This is a genomic window from Ruegeria sp. CL3 (genome assembly GCF_056536505.1).
This window is the reverse complement of record NZ_JBQFPT010000001.1, coordinates 53218-73098: the sequence shown is the minus strand read 5'-3', so window position 1 is coordinate 73098 and position 19881 is coordinate 53218. Positions and strand designations below refer to the sequence as shown.

Sequence of the window (19881 nt, the reverse complement as noted above, 5' to 3'; positions counted from 1 at the left end):
CCACCCAGACGCTTAGATTGACAGTACCAGCGCCAGTATCGACGCGCCCAGCAACAGCATCCCGGCGATCTCGCGCCGGGTGATGGTCTCATGGAAAAACAGGGTCGAGGCAAGCAGGCTGAGTAATAGCTCGACCTGTCCCAGTGCTTTGACATAAGCCGCATTCTGCAGGGTGAAGGCGAAGAACCAGCAGAAGGATCCGCACAGGCTGGTCAGGCCAACGAACACGCCGGTTCGGCGAGTGTTCCAGACCGCGCGCAACTCGGCCCGGTCGCGCCACAGCAGCCAGATCCCCATGCTAACGAATTGAAACGTGACCACTGCGGCCAACGTGACCAACGCGCGAAACCATGCGTCGATGTCGCCCAGCTCAAGCGAGGCTCCGCGATAGCTGACCGAGGAGAAGGCGAATAACACCCCCGAGCCCAACCCAAGTCGCGAGGCGCGATTGGTCAGATGTTGCCACCACGCCCCGTCCCCTCCGGGTGTTTTGGACAAAAGCAGCACCGCCAGCAGCCCCACGACGATCGCACCCAACGCCCCGGTCGAGACCTGATCGCCCAGCACCACAAATCCAACGATCGCGGTTTGGATGACTTCGGTTTTCTTGAACGTGATACCAACGGCAAAGTTGCGCTGCTTGAACAGGGCGACCACACAGATCGTCGCCAAAATCTGGGAGGTGCCGCCAATCACTGCGAACACCCAGAACCGCGCGGACAACTCGGGCAAGCTCAAGCCGGTGACCTGAATGGCCACGACCAGCCCCACCAGAGCCAGAGGCAAGGAATAGGCAAAGCGTGCAAAGGTTGCCCCAGCCGCAGACAGTTTCACGCTGCTGAGCGATTTTTGCAGCATGAACCTCACCGTCTGAAAACCGGCGGCGGCGATGGTGATTGGAATCCATAGACTCATGAACTCCGTTCTGTCTTTAAATCAGGGTTTTGGCCAGAGCGGATGCGGCACCGGGTCCTTCGCCCTCCAGAAATACGCCCGGAAAATCTCGGCATAGGATGCGTAGACATAGGCTTCGTTACAGTCCTGATACCGCTCTTTCCCCGATTGATAGAGCGCGGGTAGTTCGTACCAGGGGGCCGATGGGTTCATGTGATGAACCACGTGCAGGTTGTTGTTCAGAAACAAGAAAGCCAGAATTCCGCGATCTTCGACGATCACCGTGCGGGCGCGTGATTTCTCATGCGCGCGGTGTTCAAGGAAGGTGCGGATCTTCACAAGACCCAAACCGAAATAGGCCGACATAACATAGGCCCAAATCGGCATGGAGGAATGCGCGACGACCCACAGAACCACCGCAATTCCAGGGATATGCAGCGCCCATGCAAGGGCGACCGAACGGTCTCCACGGATCAGGCTGCTCCATTCGTCCCGCAGAAACATAAACTGCCCGATCGCAGGCCCCAACACCATGCGCCCGAGCAGGGTGTTGTTGGCGGCAAGCAGCCTCTTTTGCCATCCAGACAGCTGCGCCCAGACCTTTGGGTCATGGTAGTTGCTCTCGGGGTCATCGTAGGGATCTGTCAGGTTCGAATCCTGATGATGCGCAAGATGTAGGTCGCGAAACCGGTTAAATGGAATGAACAGGGTCAATGGCAGGGCCATCAACGCCTCGTTCAACCATTTCGTGCGAAACGGATGTCCGTGCAACGCCTCATGCGTCAGCGAGGAATGAAGGGCGGCAACCGCGCCCATCGTCGGGATGGCAAGCCACAGACTCCAACCCGCCACGTAGAAAGTGGCAATCAACCAGACGGCGTAACATGCGGCGATCAGGGCCAGTGTGCCCCATTCGGGCGTTTCAGCTTTCCCCATGACGCCCCCATGAGATCCCGGCCCAGACCCGCTCATAGACAATGTAAAGCGTCAGACCGATAGCGGTGTTGACCAGCGCTACTACGCCACCCAAGGCAACCGACCCGGTGGCGATCAGGCCCACCAGCGTCATCATCACCAACCCCATCACATTCCAAATGAGTGCTTTCACGACAGATCTTCGTCGCGTTTCCATTCCGGACCCCGTTTTTTGTTGTTATCACAAAAGCGTTACTCAACGGGCGGCGTGTTGGGAATTCTGAATATGATTAACAAAAATCATCAGAAGTGATATTTATCTCCTTATGGTAGAGAAAATCGACAAACGAGTTCGCGCTGTGCAGTTTCGCCAGCGACTTTCCCGCGCGATGGAGGACACCGGTGTCAGCCAAAGCGCTCTTGCCCGACATATCGGTGTCGACCGCTCAACCGTATCACAGCTGCTGACCGATGAGGGCGCCCGCCTGCCCAACGCCCATGTGGTCGGAAGTTGCGCCTCTGCTCTGGGCGTTTCCGCGGATTGGCTGTTAAGCCTGTCGGATCGCCACGAAAGCGCCGCGGAACTGCTGGCGAGCTCTCTGACAATGACCGAGGCCCCACGCGCCCTTGTCGATGAGCGTATTTTCCAATGGCATCAAGAGGCTGCGGGCTACAAAATCCGCTACGTACCCGCCACCCTGCCCGATATGCTCAAGACCCGGGCGATCCTCGAATGGGAATACGCCCCGCATTTGGGCCGCACAGCAGATCAAGCCATAGGAGCGTCCGAGGATCGCCTGTCCTGGATGCGCAGCGCCCAGTCGGACTATGAGATTGCCATGCCCCTATATGAGATCCGAAGCTTTGCTCTCGGAACCGGCTACTACGAGGGGCTGCCTTTGCCAGTCCGTCTGGAACAGATCGACCACCTTCTGGACCTCAGCGAGCAGCACTATCCCCGCCTGCGCATCTATCTGTTCGATGCCAAACGCCTGTATTCTGCACCTGTCACGATCTTCGGCCCGCTTCTTTGCGTCTTCTATGCGGGCAGCCACTATATGGCTTTCCGCGACCGCGACCGGATCGAGGTGTTCAGCCGACACTTCGACACCCTGATCCGCGAGGCCGAGATGACCGCCCGCCGATTCCCCGAATACCTGCGTGGGTTGCGGGCCGAGATTGCAAAGGGCTGACGCCTCAAACGTGCGGTTTTTCGGATCCTGTAGTATAGTGACACCGCGAACGCGCAGACACTCTACGGAGGATGATCAGAATGGACGCACTACAAACCGCTCAATATGCACGCGCCCTCTATTCCGCGCATGGCGACCGGGCCGAGGCGGAAGCCGCTCAGAAGATGCGCGAATGTGAGGCCGCCGGAAACACGCAAGAGGCCAAAGACTGGCAAGCCGTCCGCCGCACAATCCGCCAAATCCGAGGCCCGAATCAAGGCTGACCCCTGGCTCTATTCGCTTGTAGCGCCATCAAAACAACTCGCTCCGCCCATCCGGTTAGCGGGCTGTTTCCGCTGGCCAGCAGATCAAAACACAGTGCCCGGCCCTCTCCGGCGGCTGGGGTCCGAAAAGTGAAATACCCGCCGTTTTCACGGCAAAAACGTTTTCCCCAAGTTATACCCGGGTTTGACCAAAGTTTTCCCCAGGCTTCTCCCCGGATTCCGATTTGCGCAACCGCCGCCTCTGACGCAGCCTTGTGGAAACACTTGTCAGAATGCGAATCGAACTTGATGAAATCCGCAAAAAACATGCTGCAACCGGAACATCGCGCCTTGAAAACGGCGCTGTTGGTTCTGGATGAATGCAGCACGCTCAGCTTTGCCGCGGCCGTGGATCCGATGCGCGCCGCCAACCGTCTGGCCGATCGCCCGGCCTTTGATTGGGACTACGTGACCCCAACGGACGAGCCAGTCATGCTGACCAGTGCGCTCACCGTTCCCGGCATACCGCTGGCCCGTCTGCAGAGCTGCGACCTGATGATTGTCGTTGCCGGATTTCAAATGGCCCGCCAAGCAACCCCCAGCCTGATCGCGGGATTGCGGCGCATCGCGGCTACGGGCGCCACCATGGCCGGCATAGACGGAGGGCCTTGGCTGCTGGCCGAGGCTGGTCTGCTCGATGGTCACACTGCGACCGCCCATTGGGACGATCTCGACAGTTTCGGCAGCCGCTTTCCCAAGGTCGATGTTCAGGCAAACCGCTTTGCAATCTCAGAAAACCGTCTGACCTCGGGCGGCGCGATCCCCGCGGTCGAGATGATGCTGCACATCATCGCCGCACGTCATGGCGCAGGCTTTGCCGCGCATGTCTCAAACCAGTTCCTGTACGAAGGCACTCCGACCCAGACCAAAACAGACGCCCCCTCGGCGAACCACCACTCCGCGCTGACCTCCAAGGCCAATAGCCTGATGGAGGCCGCCCTCGACGATCCGCTCCCACTGGCTCATATCGCCGACCGATTGGGCACCAGCCCCCGCACCCTGCAACAGCAATTCCGCCTGCGCCTGAACACCACGCCGCAGGACCACTACTTGCAGCTGCGCATGGCCGAGGCCCGCCGTTTGGTTACCGATACCGACATGTCGCTGATGGACGTGGCTCAGGCCACAGGGTTCACCTCGCAATCCAGCTTCGCCCGCGCCTTCCGCACGGCCCACGGTTTGTCGGCCCGTGACCTCAGACAGGATAGTGCCTACCCCACCCATCACTGACCGGATCCACTTCATCTGGCCAAAAATACCTCGGGGGAGGCGCACGGCGCGCGCGGCGGGGGCAGCGTCCCCTGGATCGCTTCGGGATAAACCCGAAACGTCTTAATACGGCATCGGATGCGCTTTGTGCGCCGCCTCGATCTCGGCCAGAACCTCATCGGACAAGCGCAGGTCGATACCAGACAGGATATGCTCCAACTGCGCCACTGTCGTTGCGCCAAAGATGGCGGACATCATGAACGGGCGGGTCCGGCACCAAGCCAGCGCCATGAGCGTCGGGTCCAGCCCATGCCGCGCAGCGATCTGCAAATAGACGTCAACGGCATCGAAAACCCGCTCGGACTTGCGCCCCCCCAGTTCAGGCGTCAGTGACATGCGTGAGGCTTCGGGAATGGCTCCGCCCTGATATTTACCGGTCAGCAACCCAGTTCCCAAAGGCGAGAACGCCATCAGCCCCACATCTTCATGAACGCTCAACTCGGCCATGTCCGTGTCAAACAGTCGGCACAGCAGCGAGTATTCATTCTGAACCGACGCCACCCGTGGGGCGCCCATCTGCTCGGACAAGCGCAGCCATTGCGCCGTACCCCAGGCACTTTCGTTGGACAGACCAAAAGCCCGGATATTGCCCTTGTCGACCTGAACCTGAAGCGCCTCCAGACACTCCTGCATATTCTCCAGCACTTCATCGGTGTTGTGCCCCTTCGGGGAGAACGTCCAGTTCTGCCGGAACATATAGCTGCCGCGATTGGGCCAGTGAAACTGATAAAGGTCGATATAGTCGGTCTTCAAACGCTTCAGTGAGCCCTCGATGGCCTCGGGGATCGTCTGAGCGGTGATCGGCGCGCCATCACGGACAAAGCGAAGCCCCTCACCGGAATGCTTGGTGGCCAGAACATAGTCGCCCCGGCGCGCGGCGTTGGCCGCATTCCAGTTGCCAAGGATTTCCTCGGTCCGGCCAATCGTCTCTTTGGCGACCGGATTGACCGGGTACATCTCGGCGGCATCGACAAAATTGATCCCGGCTGCCAGCGCCACGTCCATCTGCGTATGCGCCTCTGCTTCCGAGGTTTGCGATCCGAATGTCATCGTCCCAAGACACAGATCAGACACCATGATCCCGGTGCGGCCCAAAGGCTTCATTTCCATTTGTCGCTCTCCTGATTTCCGCAACAGCCGCGCGCTAGGCTTCGGCTTTCTTTTCCCAACGGCCCGATTCCTCGGACCAGTATTGCGCTGAACACCCCGCGCCGGTCAGCGCTATCCATTGACCACGCGCGTGCTGAACGGCTTCCATGTCATTGCCGTCGAACAGAATGCAGACCCGGTCCAGCGCGGCGACCTCATCCGGGTCAACCGTGGCCCCGTCCACCGCCATCACGCAGCTGGCATCGTTTGCGGCCTGCATGTCCGAGGTCAGCAGGATCGGTTGCATCGCATCATGCGGCCCACCGGCCCGTCCATGCGGCAGGAACCCGTCCTCGGGTCCCAACCACAGTTTTTCATCAAGCCAGTCCAGCCGCGCAGGATCAGTCCCCCGCACGGCGATCTTCCACCCGGCCTGTCGCGCCTTGTCCAGCAGGACCGGCAAAGTATGCTCCAGCGGCTGACGGGTCAGGTGATAGAAATAGACGGCCCCCATGGGTTTACTCGAAATTGTCCTGCACAAAACGGCTCAGCGCGCGCACGCCCCAGCCTGTGGCCCCCTTGGGGGCATAAGATGTCTCAGCCGCGACAGAGGCGACACCGGCGATATCGAGGTGAATCCAGGGTGTCTCTTCCTTCACGAAGCGTTGCAGGAATTGCGCCGCGGTGATCGAACCGGCAGGCCGTCCGCCCACATTCTTCATATCCGCGATGCGCGATTTCAGCTGCTTGTCATAGGCCGCACCCAAGGGCAGTCTCCACGCGCCTTCGTCCTCGGCCTTGGCCGATTTCAGGAAGGCATCGCAGAAGGTATCGTTGTTCGAAAACACTCCTGCATTCTCATGGCCAAGTCCAATGATGACCGCCCCGGTCAGGGTCGCCAGATCAATCATACCGACCGGAGAGAACCTTTCCTGCGCGTACCACATCACGTCGCACAGAACCAAACGGCCCTCGGCATCGGTATTGATGATCTCAACCGTGTCACCCTTCATTGATTTCACCACGTCGCCCGGACGGGTCGCATTGCCCGAGGGCATGTTTTCGACAAGCCCCACAAGACCGACCACATTGGCCTTTGCCTTGCGCTTGGCCAGCGCGCGCATGGTGCCGGCCACAACGCCTGCACCGCCCATGTCCATGGTCATGTCTTCCATGCCACCCGCCGGTTTCAGCGAGATCCCTCCGGTGTCGAACACAACGCCCTTGCCGACCAGAGCAAGCGGCGCATCATCCTTGTCGCCCCCGTTCCACTGCATTACCACAACTTTCGACGGGCTGACTGAGCCCTGCCCCACGCTCAACAATGTGCGCATGCCCAATTCGGCCAGCTTGTCTTCCTCCAGCACCTCGACCTGGAGGCCGAGCGATTTCATCTCGTCCAGACGATCGGCGAATTCAGTGGTGGTCAGGATGTTTGCAGGCTCATTCGTCAAGTCGCGGGTCATCCGCACACCGTCGGCAACCGCATACATCGGGGCGAAGGCAGCCTCGGCCTCATCATGCTTGCTGTGGCTGATCGTGACCGAGCCCGCCGCATCGCTATCCTTGGTTTTGTGGACGTCGAAATCGTAACTGCGCAGAGCGATGCCCATCGCCATATCTGCCACGCGCACCTGATTGCCCGCCATAACCAACAGGTCTTTTCCGCCGGCCAGTTTTGCCAATGCAGCACCCGCTTTGCGCGCCTCATCCACTTCAGGGCGGCGCGGCAGAACCACGATATCCAACACTTGCGCGGCCATACCAACCGGCCACGCCAGAGAGATCACATCCGCGGTTTTCACCTTTTCGAACCGATCGCTTTCCACCAACCGAGCAACCGCTCCACGGGTCAGTTTGTTGGCACGCCGCACGGCGGGGCTCATCTTGCCATCGGCGGGAATGATGATTGCCACGCGCCCCTCCGCCTGCGCAATGGCATCCACGTCAAATGCCTCAAAACGGATTGGTACCAGACTGCTCATAGCAAACTCCTCAAAATCTGTTCCCCAAGACCTAGCCCGCACTGCGCGGCTTGACCAGATAGCAGTTTTCCCCGCCCGCCATTTGCATTAAGGTCCTGCAAAAATAAACGGCAGGCTCGGGGGAGATCTAAGTGGCACCAAACGGCAGGCATTCGCTGTCGCGCATGATGACATGCAATGGCGATCCGGGCGCGAACCCCTGCGTTTCAAGCCCTGAGAGGGTCTTCCCGTGATCCTCGACCGCTATTTCGCGCGCCGCTTTCTTCAAAGCTTTGTGGTCATCGGCGGCATCTTTCTGACCCTGATGATTCTGATCGACCTGATCGAACAGCTGCGCCGCTTTGACGACTATGACCTGTCCGTCGGCCAACTGCTTGGCCTGACACTGCTGAACACCCCTGCCGCGATCAGCGAGATGCTGCCCCTGCTGATTATCCTGTCCACCATCGCGCTGTTCGTTGGGCTGGCGCGCACCTCGGAACTTGTGGTGACCCGCGCCACCGGTCGCTCGGGCCTGCGGGCGCTGGTGGCCCCCGTCACCCTGGCCCTGATGATTGGCATTCTGGCCGTTGCTTTACTGAACCCGATCGCCGCCGCGACCTCGGAAGAGTTCGAGCGTCTATCGGATGCCTATCGCGACGATGGCAGCTCTGCCCTGTCGATCAGCCGCGAAGGGCTGTGGTTGCGTCAAAGCTCGGACAATGGCCAATCGGTGATCCACGCCAGGGGTACATCGAACGGGGATACTCTGGGTCTTGACGATGTGACCATCATCACCTTCTCGGGCGGCGGAAAGCCAAACCAGCAGATCGTGGCCGAACGCGCGGAGCTAACCAACGGAACCTGGGTTTTGACCGACGCCAAACTCTGGCCGCTGCGAGACGACCTCAACCCCGAAACAAACGCTGTTTCGCATGAAAGGCTTGAGCTGCCGACCACACTGACGCGCGAACGCATTTTAGACACGCTGGGCAAGCAGGAGTCGGTCTCGGTCTATGATCTGCCCAAGCTGATCCGAGATTTAGGTGAGGCCGGGTTTTCGACCAAGCAATATGAGGTCTGGCTGCATGTCCAACTTGCCCGCCCCCTGTTTCTAGTCGCCATGGTGCTGATCGGAGCCGCCTTCACCATGCGCCATGTGCGCTTTGGTGGAACCGGTGTGGCGGTGCTGACGGCTGTTCTGTTGGGCTTTGCGATCTATTTCGTGCGCAACTTCGCGCAGATACTCGGCGAGAACGGCCAGCTTCCAATCTATGTTGCTGCCTGGGCGCCGCCCTTTGCGGCGATCCTGCTCTCGCTTGGCCTGTTACTGCACGCGGAGGACGGCTGATGCGACGTTTTCTGCCGTTTGCAGCGACCAGCCTGCTGGCCCTGACCCTGCCCCTTGGCGTAGCCGCGCAGAATCTGTCCGATCCGACCGTCACCCAAAGCCCGGCCCAAGAGGAAGAACCGGCGCTACTTGTTGCCGACAAGATCTTTATCACGCCCGAACGCAAACTTGTGGCCGAAGGCAATGTCGAGGCGTTTCAGGGCAACGTCAAACTCAGCGCCAATCGTATCGTGTACGACCGCGAAACTGGAGAGCTGACGCTGGATGGCCCCGTCCGTATTGATCAGGGTGGGCAGACGACTGTACTGGCGGAGTCGGCGCAGCTGGACAACGGGCTTCAGAATGGCCTGCTGGTGGGCGCACAGATGGTGTTTGAGCAGCAGGTGCAAATCGCATCCGTTCAAGCCCGCCGCGCCGGAGGGCGCTATACGCAATTCAGCAAGATCGCCGCAACCTCGTGCCATGTCTGCACCGATGGCCGTCCGCCTCTGTGGCAGATCCGGGCGCGTAAGGTCACGCATGACTCGTTAGAGCGCCAGCTTTACTTTGAAGGCGCGCAGTTGCGGGTGCTGGACGTTCCCGTTTTCTACTTCCCCTATCTGCGCCTGCCCGACCCGACGCTGGAGCGTGCGACCGGTTTCCTGGTGCCGTCCATTCGCACCACCTCGCAGCTTGGAACCGGGGTGCAAGTGCCGTATTTCTTCAAAATTGGCGACCACAAGGACCTGACCCTGACGCCCTATCTCTCGTCCAAAACCACGACGCTTGGCTATCGCTATCGACAGGCTTTCGTGAATGGCCGGATCGAGATTAACGGCGCGCAGACTCGGGACGACATACAACCGGATCAGGATCGCGGCTACCTGTTCGCCGAAGGCTGGTTCGACTTTAAAAATGACTATCGCTTTACTTTCGATCTGCAGACGACCTCGGATGATTCCTATCTGGCCGACTACGGCCTACCCGATTTGGACCGCCTCCGCAGCGAAGTTGCGCTGGAACGGATCAAGCGCGACACAGCGTTCCGGACCAGTTTCATTCACTACAAGACTCTGCGTGACAGCGAAGATCAGGATGAAATCCCCTCGCGCATATTCGATCTGAACTTCCAAAAGCGCTATTTCCCAACCTCCGTCGGCGGAGAAGTTCGGGTAAACGTCATCGCCCACGCGCATGAGCGCACCAGCGATGAGGACGTGGTCGGACGCGACGTGGCGCGCACAACCTTTGACGCCGAATGGCTGCGCAGCTGGACCTTTGCAACTGGATTGCGGGCTGATGCGTTGTTCGGTGCCTCCATTGACGCGTTCAACATCCGCCACGACAGCAATTTCCCCACGCAGGCCACCCGGACAACCCCGCGTGCCGCTCTGACCTTGCGCTATCCGATGACACGCCGCGAAAAATCCGGGGCGACGCAGTTTCTGGAACCGATCGTTCAGTTCGGCTGGACGAATGTATCCGACAATGACGTACCGATCGACGAAAGCACGTTTCAGGAATTCGACGAGGGCAACCTACTGTCTCTGTCGCGCTTTCCGGCAGAGGATCGCCGCGAGGACGGCGCAACCGCCGCTGTCGGCGTCAACTGGGCGCGCTATGGTCGTGGAGGCTGGCAGGCGCTTGCCACGGTGGGCCAAGTCTTTCGTGCGGATGCCGATCCGGATTTCACTCTGACTTCGGGATTGCAGGGCACATCGTCCGATATCCTGCTGGCCGGTCAGCTCAAAACCGCCAATGGCTGGTCTTTGGCCGGTCGCGGAATTGTCAACGGTGACCTGAGCTTTGCCAAGGCCGAGCTGCGTGGAGAGTGGGCGAAAGAAGGTTCAGCCTTCACTGGCAGCTATATTTGGCTGGAACCCGACCCGGCTGAAAACATCGAAGAGGCGGTCTCCGAGATCTGGCTGCGCGGGCGCTATCAGGTCGACCAGAACTGGCTGACACGGGCCGAGGCCCGCTACGACCTGAACGAATCCGAACCCATCCGCCTAGGCCTCGGTGTGACCTACCAGAACGAATGCGTTCGGGTTAACATGTCCGTAAGGCGGCGCTTTACTTCAACATCAACTATTGAGCCTTCGACCGAATTCGGCTTTACCGTATCCTTGACAGGATACGCCCTCGAAGGCGCTGGTAACACTTACAAGAGAACATGCAGTTGATTTCAACTTTCTCACGGTTTCTTCGTTCCGCTTCGATCCGGCTGGTACTTCCGGCCCTGGCCGCTACGATTCTGACCTTCACTGCGCCCCATACGTTTGCGCAAAGCCTGTTTTCGCCAGCGATCCGGGTCAATCAGGACGTGGTCACTTGGTATGAGTTGGAGCAACGTCAGCAATTCATAAACGCACTCGGTATCTCTGGCGGGTCCGAGGCCGAAGTCCGGCAAGCACTGATTGATGACCGCTTGCGCAAACAAGCCGTGCGCGAAGCCGGGATCGAGGTCCCGCCCGAGGCGATTCAGGCGGGTGTCGATGAATTCGCGGCCCGCGGGCGCCTCAGCACCGAGCAGTTCCTGCAATTGCTGGCCAACGAAGGCGTCGATCCGGAAACGGTCCGCGATTTCGTCGCCGATCAGCTAACATGGCGCAACTATATCAGCGCGCGTTTTCTGTCTCAGGCCAACCCCTCCGAGGAAGAGATCAACCGCGCTCTGGGTCAGGGCGGCGGTGGTGGGCTTCAGGTTCTGCTGTCTGAAATCATCATTCCTGTAAACCAACAGACCCTCGCCCAGACCGAGCTTCTCGCTGAAGAAATCGCCAATCTCGAAGGGTTTGACGCGTTTTCGGCGGCGGCGGCGCAATACTCGGCTGCAGAAACCCGCAGCAATGGCGGCCGCCTCGACTGGCTGAACCTGTCCGGCCTACCCCCAGCACTGCAGCCCGTGGTTCTGGGCTTGAAGAATGGTGAGATCACTAGCCCGATCGCCCTACCCAACGCCATCGCTCTGTTCCAGATGCGCGGCCTGCGTGAAGTTTCAACCGGTACGCCCTCTTATTCCAAGATCGACTACGCCATTTACTACATGGCCGGCGGCCGTAGCGCCGAAACACTGGCCGCCGCCGCGAAACTGCGCGAAGAGATCGACACCTGTGATGACCTTTACGGTATCGCGCAGGAGCAACCGGCCGAGGTGCTGGAGCGTGTCGACGCTGCCCCTTCCGAGATCCCGCGCGACATCGCGGTCGAGCTGGCGAAGCTGGACCCGAACGACGTCTCGACGACGCTGACACGCAACAACGGCCAAACACTGATGTTCCTGATGCTGTGCAACCGCACCCGCAATCTCGGCGAAAATACCTCGCGCGCGGATGTTGCGAATGCGCTGACGCAACAGCGCCTGCAAGCCTTTGCTGACAGCCTGTTGGAACAATTGCGCGCCGACGCCAGCATAATCGAACAATGAGCGCGCCCATCGCGCTCAGCTGCGGCGATCCGGCGGGCATAGGCCCCGAGATCGCCGCAAAAGCGTGGGCGGAATTGCGCGACGCCTGTCCCTTTTTCTACATCGGCGATGTCGCGCACCTGCCATCAGACACACAGGCCCAGCTGATCAACGACCCGGCCGAGGCCATCTCGGTTTCCCAAACCGCGCTACCGGTTTTGCAACTGAACTTCCCAGCTCCCAACACGCCCGGCCAACCCACGCCAGCCAATGCACCGTCGGTCATTGATGCCATCGAACAGGGCGTTTCCCTTGTGCAATCCGGCGCGGCTTCTGCCCTGTGTACGGCCCCGATCCATAAAAAGGCGCTCATCGACGGTGCGGGTTTCTCTTACCCCGGCCACACCGAATTTCTGGCGGCTCTAGCGGGCCGTGAACGGGTGGTTATGATGCTGGCCAGCGATCAACTGCGCGTCGTGCCCGCGACCATTCACATCCCCCTCTCCCGTGTCCCGCAAGAACTGACCCCGGCCCTGCTGCACGACACGATCGAGATCACCGCCACCGGCCTACGCTCCCAATTCGGTATTGAGGCCCCGCGCATCGCCGTGGCCGGTCTGAACCCACATGCGGGCGAAGGAGGCAAAATGGGAACCGAGGAGCTGGACTGGATCGCCCCGATGCTGGCGAACCTGCAGCCCGAGGGCTACAGCGTCACTGGCCCACATCCCGCCGACACCATGTTCCACGCAGCCGCACGCAGCCGCTATGACGCGGCCATCGCGATGTATCACGATCAAGCCCTGATCCCGATCAAAACGCTGGATTTCGACCGGGGCGTGAATGTTACCCTCGGCCTGCCCTTCATCCGCACCTCACCCGATCACGGCACCGCATTGGATATCGCAGGGCAAAGCATCGCCAACCCAACCAGCCTGATCGAAGCGCTGAAACTCGCGCAGAAGATGGCACAAAGCGCTTGATCCTTCACCTGGCTGGAAATATCCCCGCCGGAGGCAAAAAATCACTGGCGCTGACCACCCCAAACGCGTCACGGTAACCGGATCATGAGCGCTATCGACACCCTCCCCCCCCTGCGTGAGGTCATCGCGACCCACCAGCTATCCGCCCGCAAATCGCTGGGCCAGAACTTTCTGCTGGACCTGAACCTGACCGCCAAGATCGCGCGCCAGGCCGGAGACCTCAGCACCTGCGACGTTCTGGAAATCGGCCCCGGTCCCGGAGGGCTGACCCGAGGGCTGCTCTCTGAGGGCGCGCGCAAGATTGTGGCGGTGGAAAAAGACACCCGCTGCATCGCCGCCCTGAACGACATCGCCGCCGCCTATCCCGGCCAGTTGGAGGTGATCAACGGCGATGCGCTAGAAATTAACCCGCTGGAACACCTGACCCCGCCCATCCGCGTCGCGGCCAACTTGCCCTACAATGTCGGCACCGAGCTGCTGGTGCGCTGGCTGACACCGCCGGAATGGCCGCCCTTCTGGCAAAGCCTGACGCTCATGTTTCAGCGCGAAGTGGCCGAACGCATCGTCGCTCAACCCGGAAGCAAAGCTTATGGTCGCCTTGCGATTCTGGCTCAATGGCGGGCAGAGGCGCGCATCGCCATGTCTCTACCTCCCGGTGCGTTCACCCCACCACCGAAAGTCTCCAGCGCAGTGGTTCACCTGACCGCCCTGCCCGAGCCGCGCTATCCCGCCGACGCCAGCACCCTGTCCCGCGTCGTGGCCGCCGCATTCAATCAACGCCGCAAAATGCTGCGCGCTTCCCTGAAAGGTGTAGCGCCTGATATCGAGGACCGCCTGATCGCAGCCGGCATCAAGCCTACCGAGCGGGCCGAACAGGTCCCGCTTGAGGCCTTCTGCGCCCTCGCGCGCGAGGTTAAAAAAACATAGGCGCATCAAAAAAGCCCCGGATAAACCGGGGCTTTCTTCGTATCCGTGCGAGGCTTATTCGGCCGCTTCGGGCGCGTCGCCATCGGTTTTCGGCGCCTCCTCAGTCGCAGGTGCAGCTTTGGGCTTGCGCGGCGCACGCGGTTTACGCGGCGGCTTTTCCTTTTTCTCAGGGGCCTGAGCAGCTTTTTCTTTGCTCTCAGGGGTCTCGACCAACCCGCTTTCCGGCGCAGGTTCAGGCGCGCTGAAATCCATTACATCAGGCTGCGGCGCCTCGGCCGGGTCGGCCTGACGGGCGGCTTCACGCTCCTGACGCTCGGCGCGTTCACGGTCGCGTTCGGCCTGACGTTCGCGGTTCTGACGCTCCTGCTCTTCGCGGCGCGCTTCAATCTCGCGCTGCGCCTCGCTCAGCATCCGCAGATAGTGTTCGGCGTGTTGCTGAAAGTTCTCAGCCGCGACACGGTCGTTGGACAGCTGTGCATCGCGCGCAAGCTGGTTGTATTTGTCAATGATCTGCTGCGGTGTGCCACGCACCTTACCCTCGGGGCCCGAGCTGTCGAACACCCGGTTGACGACGTTGCCGCCAGAAGGACGATTGCGGTTATTTTTGGCCCGCGAGCGGGATTTGGAAGATCTCATCTTACTTTACGTCAGCCTTATCAATTCGCTGCCGATCAACCCGTACCTTACGCTGCTCAGAGGCCTGTCCCGTAACGTGTCATCGGCTTTTTTGGGCTTGGCGTCAGGGGCGCGCTGAACCAGCGTCAACCTCTCCGACCATTCCTGAGTAAACATGTCCTGCCGCCTCAGACAAGAGGTTTCTGGGATATTTCGCAGCTTTTTTACAAAGACCGGCGCTTTTCGGCCTCTAACGCTGCGTTCAACCCGGAATTCTGCCCAAAACAACACGGTCGCGTCCATCCAGATCGGGGATGACGCGGATATCCGACAAGCCAGCGGCGTCGAACAAGGCGGACACGTCCTTGGCCTGTGTCGGCCCGATTTCAACCAGCAAGCGTCCGCCCGCCATCAGGAAATCAGGTGCACCCGACGCAATCCTGCGATAGGCGTCCAGCCCGTCCCCTTCATCGGTCAAAGCCATGCGCGGTTCATGCTCGCGCACTTCGGGCGACAGGTCCTGCATCTCGGACAGCGCGATATAGGGCGGGTTCGAGACGATGAGGTCAAACTGCCCTTCAATCCGCTTGAACCAATCCGAGCGTAAAATCTCGGCCCGGTCCTGTACGTTAAACTGAACCGCGTTAGCGCTGGCCTGCAAACAGGCCGCTTCGCTCAGATCCGCACCCAGGCCCGAGGCACTGGCGCGCTCGGCCAGCAGCGTCACCAGGATGCAGCCCGAGCCGACCCCGAGGTCGAGAACATGGTCAAATGGCTCGCTCAGCGCGGCTTCGATCAGTGTTTCGGTCTCTGGGCGCGGGTCCAGCACGTCGCGGCTGACGCGGAAATTGCGACCGTAGAACTCACGTTCACCCAGCAGATGCGACACAGGCACCCGGATCGCGCGCAGCGACACCAGTTGCTCATAGCGTTCGGCGATGTCGGGCGACAGCTCCTCGGGCGCGATCAGAGTGACGCGGCTGGCCTCAATTCGGGCCGCATGTGCCAAAAGGACCCGCGCATCGCGGGCCGGGTCATTGACACCGGCAGCACGCAAGCGGGCCGTTGCGGCAGCCATCGCCTTGGCGGCGGTCAGGGCCGCAATCATTGCGCCATCTCGGCCAGCAGCCGGGCCTGATCATCTGCGGTCAGTGCGTCGATCACCTCATCCAAATCGCCCTGCATGATCTGATCCAGCTTGTAGAGCGTCAGGTTGATGCGATGGTCCGTCATCCGACCTTGTGGGAAGTTATAAGTCCGGATGCGCTCGGACCGATCGCCCGAGCCGACCTGACTTGCCCGATCCGCCGAACGTTCACTGTCGATCCGCTGACGTTCCAGATCATAGAGGCGTGTTTTCAGCACCTGCATCGCGATCTCGCGGTTGCGGTGTTGCGATTTCTCGGAGCTGGTCACCACAAGACCGGTCGGCAAGTGGGTAATCCGCACGGCCGAGTCGGTGGTGTTCACGTGCTGCCCCCCGGCTCCGGACGAACGCATCGTATCAATGCGAATGTCATTGGCGTCGATTTGGATGTCTACATCCTCAGCTTCGGGTAGAACCGCGACCGTCGCCGCCGAGGTATGAATACGCCCGCCGCTTTCGGTTTCGGGCACGCGTTGCACCCGATGCACGCCGGATTCGTATTTCATCCGCGCAAAGACATTGTCGCCTTTGATATGGGCGACGACCTCTTTGATGCCGCCAAGATCCGAGGCCTGTTCTTCGATGATCTCGAACCGCCATCCCCGCGCCTCGGCATAGCGTTGGTACATGCGCAGCAGGTCTCCAGCGAACAACGCCGCCTCATCACCGCCGGTGCCGGGACGGATTTCCAGCATGGCCGGTCGCGCATCCGCGGCGTCCTTGGGCAGCAACGCCAGTTGCAGCGCATGTTCGGCCTCGGGAATACGGGACTGAAGCTGGGGGATTTCCTCTTCAGCAAGTTCCTTCATATCCGGGTCCGCCAGCATCGCCTCGGCCTCAGCCAAATCCGAGACCAGCTGACGCCAGGACAGGATTTGATCGACCACCGGTTTGAGGTCGGAATACTCTTTGGCCAAAGTCGCGATATCCCCGCCCGAGGCGCCATCGGCCATGGCGGCTTCGAGGTATTGGAATCGCTGGGTTATCTGCTCAAGGCGTTCTTCGGGGATCATCCGGCGGGTGTCTCTTAATCTGGGGCTTTGGTCAAGGGCCAGCCTTGTGCTAAGGTCGCTGCTATGAAGGGGTTGGTTTTCATTTTATCGCTGTTCGCACTACCCGCCATGGCCGATTATATCGGGCCGGATGGCAAGGTTCGCGATTGCTATTGCACTGACAAGTCAGGCTCGCGGATCGAGTTGGGGCAAATGATCTGCCTGCAGGTTGATGGCCGGATTTTCACCGCGCAATGCCAGATGTCATTAAATGTGCCGATGTGGCGCGAGGTGCAGGAAGGATGCCTGTCCTCGGATTTGGATTGGCCCGATCTGGATCAGACCCTCAAGACATCCGCGTCCTGAACGCCTCCTACATCTGCGCCAGCCACCCATCAACGCGGGCCTTGTTCACCCCGAAATCCTTGCGGCCAAAGCGCAAGCGGCCATGGATGCGCAGCACGTCTCCGTCCAGCAGGACTGTGGTGTAGTCGGGAAAGCCGATAATCTTGGTGCGGGTGATATAGGTGATCCTCCCTTCACCCACCGACCCAGCCAGAACTGTTGTACGCGGCGCGTTGCGGGCAATGGCATCCAGCGCCGCAAGCCCCTCTGGTCCGGTTTCGACCACGCGCAGCACGCCGCCTTGCAGATCCTGGTTGGTCCTTGCCTGAGGGTCGGTGTGCCAGTCCGCCGGATCGGAGGGCGCAAGTCGGATATAGGCCCCTATGGCGACCACCAGACCAACAACACCCAAAATCAGCATGCGTTTCATTCCGTCCCTGTCCTTTTGCTGAACCCTATGCGGAATAGATGCCGTTTCAAGGCAAACCCGGCCAGCTACCGTGACGTCACACCGGGCAGGATGCACAGAAGCTCGAACAGAAGGTTGGCCGCCGTCAGCGCCGTATTCCCCGACGGGTCGTAGGGCGGAGACACCTCCACCAGATCGCAGCCCACCACTTTCACCCCTTGCAGCGCGTGGATCAGCTGCAGGGCTTGCGGGGTTGTCAGCCCTCCGATCTCGGGCGTGCCGGTGCCGGGGGCGTAGGCCGGATCCAGACTGTCGATGTCATAGGTGATATAGACCGGGTGATCGCCGACCGTCTTGCGGATTTGCGAGCCGATCTGTGTGAGGTTCTGCTGCCACAACTCCCACGCGGGAAATTGCTGGAAGCCCCAGCCCTGCGCCTCGGTAAAATCGGTTGAGGCATAGCCCGAGCCGCGAATGCCGATCTGAAAGGTCTTGTCGGGGACGATCAGCTTTTCTTCATAGGCGCGGCGGAAAACGGTGCCATGGGTCTCACGCTCGCCAAACATCTCGTCGTTTACATCCGCATGGGCATCCACATGCACCAGGGCCACCGGCCCGTGTTTGGCCGCAATCGCACGCAGGATTGGCAGGGTGATGGAGTGATCACCGCCCATCGCCACAGGGATCACATTCTGCGCAAGGATACCGTCATAGCTGTCTTTGATGATCTTGAGGCTTTCCGACAGCGAAAACGTATTGATCGCCAGATCGCCGATATCCGCAATCTGCAACGTATCGAACGGGGCCGCGGATGTAGCCATGTTGTAGGGCCGGATCATCGCGCTTTCGCTGCGAATTTGCTTGGGCCCAAACCGCGTGCCCGACCGCCACGAGGTACCGATATCCATCGGTATCCCCAACAACGCCACATCCAGCCCCGCCAGCGAAGTCGCCTGCGGCAGCCGCATAAACGTGTTCGGCCCGGAGAACCGCGCCAGATCATTGCCGCTGATCGGTTGATTGTATTCAGTCATGTGCGGTTGTTTCCCATCCCATCAGATCACGTTTCTCAGCTCATAACGGAAACTTGGCTAACCATTGGTTAACACGGATCGATCCCCGTTTACTTTTTCTCGGCCATCAGCCGGTTCCACCCCAGCAGACAGATGATCTGCGTGGCCACATGAGCGCCTGCAATCGCCGTCGCCCCTGAAGTGTCATAGGGCGGAGAGACCTCGACCACATCTCCGCCCTTGATGTTGATCCCGGCGATATCACGCAGAATGATTTGCGCCTGAATCGAGGACAAACCGCCCCAAACTGGCGTGCCGGTCCCCGGCGCAAAGGCCGGGTCCAAGCCGTCGATATCGAAGCTCAGATAGACAGGACGGTCGCCGAGAATGGATTTGATCTTCTGCGCCACGGCAGCGGGGCCGGATTCGTAGACCTCGCGCGCGTCGATGATGTTGACGCCCAGCGTATCCTCGTTGCTGGTACGGATACCCACCTGAACCGAGCGCTTCGGGTCCACAATCCCCGATTTGACCGCCTTGTAAAACATGGTGCCGTGATCGACGCGGGACATATCATCGTCCGCCCAGGTATCCGTATGCGCATCGAACTGCAGCAAGGACATCGGGCCATATTTCTCGGCATAAGCTTTCAGGATCGGAAAACTGATATAGTGATCGCCGCCTAAGGTGACCGAGGCCACGTCAGCCGCCAGAATCGTGCGGATATGATCGGTCAGCGTATCCGGAAAGGCCGGGATATTGGCGTAGTCATAGGCCATATCGCCATAGTCAACGATCGCCAGCTCGCTCAGGGCGTCAAAGGGCCAACCGTATGGTGCATCGGGGGATTGCAGCGCACTCGCCTCGCGGATCGCGCGGGGGCCGAGCCTTGTGCCGGGGCGGTTCGTCACCGCCTGATCGAAGGGCACGCCGGTGACGGCGATATCCACGCCCTTCAGATCCTTGGTGTAAAGCCGCCGTAGAAACGAGGTCGCGCCGCCGAACGTGTTCTCGTAGGACAAGCCCTTGAGGTCGGGGTTGGTAAATGCCTCATCGACCTGATGTTTTGCGTCTTCCAGTGCCATGTC

The 19881-nt window shown here is 60.2% G+C and carries 21 protein-coding genes; 9 read left to right on the top strand and 12 right to left on the bottom strand.

The window, feature by feature from the left end:
* Positions 1-12: 12 nt before the first annotated feature.
* The 3 genes from ACR0NO_RS00400 to ACR0NO_RS00390 are packed head-to-tail and all read right to left on the bottom strand — an operon-like array spanning position 13 to position 2026.
* On the bottom strand, positions 13-915 hold the full coding sequence (locus ACR0NO_RS00400; RefSeq protein ID WP_480722592.1) for an EamA family transporter: 903 nt from the start codon (positions 913-915) through the stop codon (positions 13-15).
* Between the two features lie 21 nt (positions 916-936).
* Entirely contained in the window at positions 937-1830 is an 894-nt protein-coding gene (locus ACR0NO_RS00395) for a fatty acid desaturase (protein WP_480722591.1), read from the bottom strand.
* A complete protein-coding gene (locus ACR0NO_RS00390; protein WP_170373903.1) occupies positions 1817-2026 on the bottom strand; it encodes a DUF2061 domain-containing protein in 210 nt (69 codons plus the stop codon). Before ACR0NO_RS00390 ends, ACR0NO_RS00395 begins: the two co-directional genes overlap by 14 nt.
* A 109-nt stretch (positions 2027-2135) precedes the next feature.
* On the opposite strand from ACR0NO_RS00390, the gene ACR0NO_RS00385 reads away from it, so the two are divergent.
* From ACR0NO_RS00385 to ACR0NO_RS00375, 3 genes are all read left to right on the top strand, one after another.
* The gene (locus ACR0NO_RS00385) at positions 2136-3002 is read left to right on the top strand and encodes a helix-turn-helix domain-containing protein (protein WP_480722590.1); all 867 of its coding nucleotides are present in this window, start codon (positions 2136-2138) and stop codon (positions 3000-3002) included.
* A gap of 80 nt (positions 3003-3082) precedes the next feature.
* On the top strand, positions 3083-3265 hold the full coding sequence (locus ACR0NO_RS00380; protein ID WP_170373905.1) for a hypothetical protein: 183 nt from the start codon (positions 3083-3085) through the stop codon (positions 3263-3265).
* A gap of 288 nt (positions 3266-3553) precedes the next feature.
* Positions 3554-4534, top strand: a complete 981-nt coding sequence (locus ACR0NO_RS00375; RefSeq protein ID WP_480722588.1) for a GlxA family transcriptional regulator — start codon at positions 3554-3556, stop codon at positions 4532-4534.
* Positions 4535-4636: 102 nt separating this feature from the next.
* Here the strand turns inward: ACR0NO_RS00375 and ACR0NO_RS00370 are convergent, their stop codons facing one another.
* The 3 genes from ACR0NO_RS00370 to ACR0NO_RS00360 are packed head-to-tail and all read right to left on the bottom strand — an operon-like array spanning position 4637 to position 7647.
* A complete protein-coding gene (locus tag ACR0NO_RS00370) occupies positions 4637-5683 on the bottom strand; it encodes an aldo/keto reductase (protein ID WP_480722587.1) in 1047 nt (348 codons plus the stop codon).
* Positions 5684-5717: 34 nt separating this feature from the next.
* A complete protein-coding gene (locus ACR0NO_RS00365) occupies positions 5718-6176 on the bottom strand; it encodes a DNA polymerase III subunit chi (RefSeq protein ID WP_480722586.1) in 459 nt (152 codons plus the stop codon).
* Positions 6177-6180: 4 nt separating this feature from the next.
* A complete protein-coding gene (locus ACR0NO_RS00360; protein ID WP_480722584.1) occupies positions 6181-7647 on the bottom strand; it encodes a leucyl aminopeptidase in 1467 nt (488 codons plus the stop codon).
* 229 nt (positions 7648-7876) lie between these two features.
* On the opposite strand from ACR0NO_RS00360, the gene lptG reads away from it, so the two are divergent.
* From lptG to rsmA, 5 genes are all read left to right on the top strand, one after another.
* Positions 7877-8977, top strand: a complete 1101-nt coding sequence (lptG, locus tag ACR0NO_RS00355) for an LPS export ABC transporter permease LptG (protein WP_170466540.1) — start codon at positions 7877-7879, stop codon at positions 8975-8977.
* Positions 8977-11139, top strand: coding sequence for an LPS-assembly protein LptD (locus ACR0NO_RS00350; protein WP_480722583.1), 2163 nt, complete (start codon positions 8977-8979; stop codon positions 11137-11139). The genes lptG and ACR0NO_RS00350 overlap by 1 nt, the downstream gene beginning before the upstream one ends.
* Positions 11130-12383, top strand: coding sequence for a peptidylprolyl isomerase (locus ACR0NO_RS00345; protein WP_480722581.1), 1254 nt, complete (start codon positions 11130-11132; stop codon positions 12381-12383). The genes ACR0NO_RS00350 and ACR0NO_RS00345 overlap by 10 nt, the downstream gene beginning before the upstream one ends.
* Entirely contained in the window at positions 12380-13345 is a 966-nt protein-coding gene (gene pdxA, locus ACR0NO_RS00340) for a 4-hydroxythreonine-4-phosphate dehydrogenase PdxA (protein WP_480722579.1), read from the top strand. The genes ACR0NO_RS00345 and pdxA overlap by 4 nt, the downstream gene beginning before the upstream one ends.
* Positions 13346-13429: 84 nt before the next feature.
* Positions 13430-14272: a 16S rRNA (adenine(1518)-N(6)/adenine(1519)-N(6))-dimethyltransferase RsmA gene (gene rsmA / locus ACR0NO_RS00335; protein ID WP_480523431.1), complete on the top strand. Its 843-nt coding sequence runs from the start codon at positions 13430-13432 to the stop codon at positions 14270-14272.
* Positions 14273-14326: 54 nt separating this feature from the next.
* Here the strand turns inward: rsmA and ACR0NO_RS00330 are convergent, their stop codons facing one another.
* From ACR0NO_RS00330 to prfA, 3 genes are all read right to left on the bottom strand, one after another.
* Positions 14327-14908 (bottom strand): DUF4167 domain-containing protein, encoded by a 582-nt coding sequence (locus tag ACR0NO_RS00330; protein WP_170638536.1) that lies wholly within the window; start codon positions 14906-14908, stop codon positions 14327-14329.
* A 241-nt stretch (positions 14909-15149) separates the two neighbouring features.
* On the bottom strand, positions 15150-15995 hold the full coding sequence (gene prmC, locus ACR0NO_RS00325; RefSeq protein WP_480722578.1) for a peptide chain release factor N(5)-glutamine methyltransferase: 846 nt from the start codon (positions 15993-15995) through the stop codon (positions 15150-15152).
* Entirely contained in the window at positions 15992-17047 is a 1056-nt protein-coding gene (gene prfA, locus ACR0NO_RS00320; protein ID WP_480722577.1) for a peptide chain release factor 1, read from the bottom strand. Before prfA ends, prmC begins: the two co-directional genes overlap by 4 nt.
* A gap of 63 nt (positions 17048-17110) precedes the next feature.
* On the opposite strand from prfA, the gene ACR0NO_RS00315 reads away from it, so the two are divergent.
* Complete coding sequence (locus tag ACR0NO_RS00315) at positions 17111-17392, top strand: hypothetical protein (protein WP_480722576.1); 282 nt, start codon at positions 17111-17113, stop codon at positions 17390-17392.
* A 7-nt stretch (positions 17393-17399) separates the two neighbouring features.
* Here the strand turns inward: ACR0NO_RS00315 and ACR0NO_RS00310 are convergent, their stop codons facing one another.
* The 3 genes from ACR0NO_RS00310 to speB (ACR0NO_RS00300) all read right to left on the bottom strand — a co-directional run bounded on the left by ACR0NO_RS00310 (position 17400) and on the right by speB (ACR0NO_RS00300) (position 19878).
* Positions 17400-17801, bottom strand: coding sequence for a DUF1499 domain-containing protein (locus ACR0NO_RS00310; RefSeq protein WP_480722575.1), 402 nt, complete (start codon positions 17799-17801; stop codon positions 17400-17402).
* Positions 17802-17866: 65 nt separating this feature from the next.
* Positions 17867-18814: an agmatinase gene (gene speB / locus ACR0NO_RS00305; protein WP_480722574.1), complete on the bottom strand. Its 948-nt coding sequence runs from the start codon at positions 18812-18814 to the stop codon at positions 17867-17869.
* 89 nt (positions 18815-18903) lie between these two features.
* Positions 18904-19878: an agmatinase gene (gene speB, locus ACR0NO_RS00300; protein ID WP_170458640.1), complete on the bottom strand. Its 975-nt coding sequence runs from the start codon at positions 19876-19878 to the stop codon at positions 18904-18906.
* Positions 19879-19881: the final 3 nt, after the last annotated feature.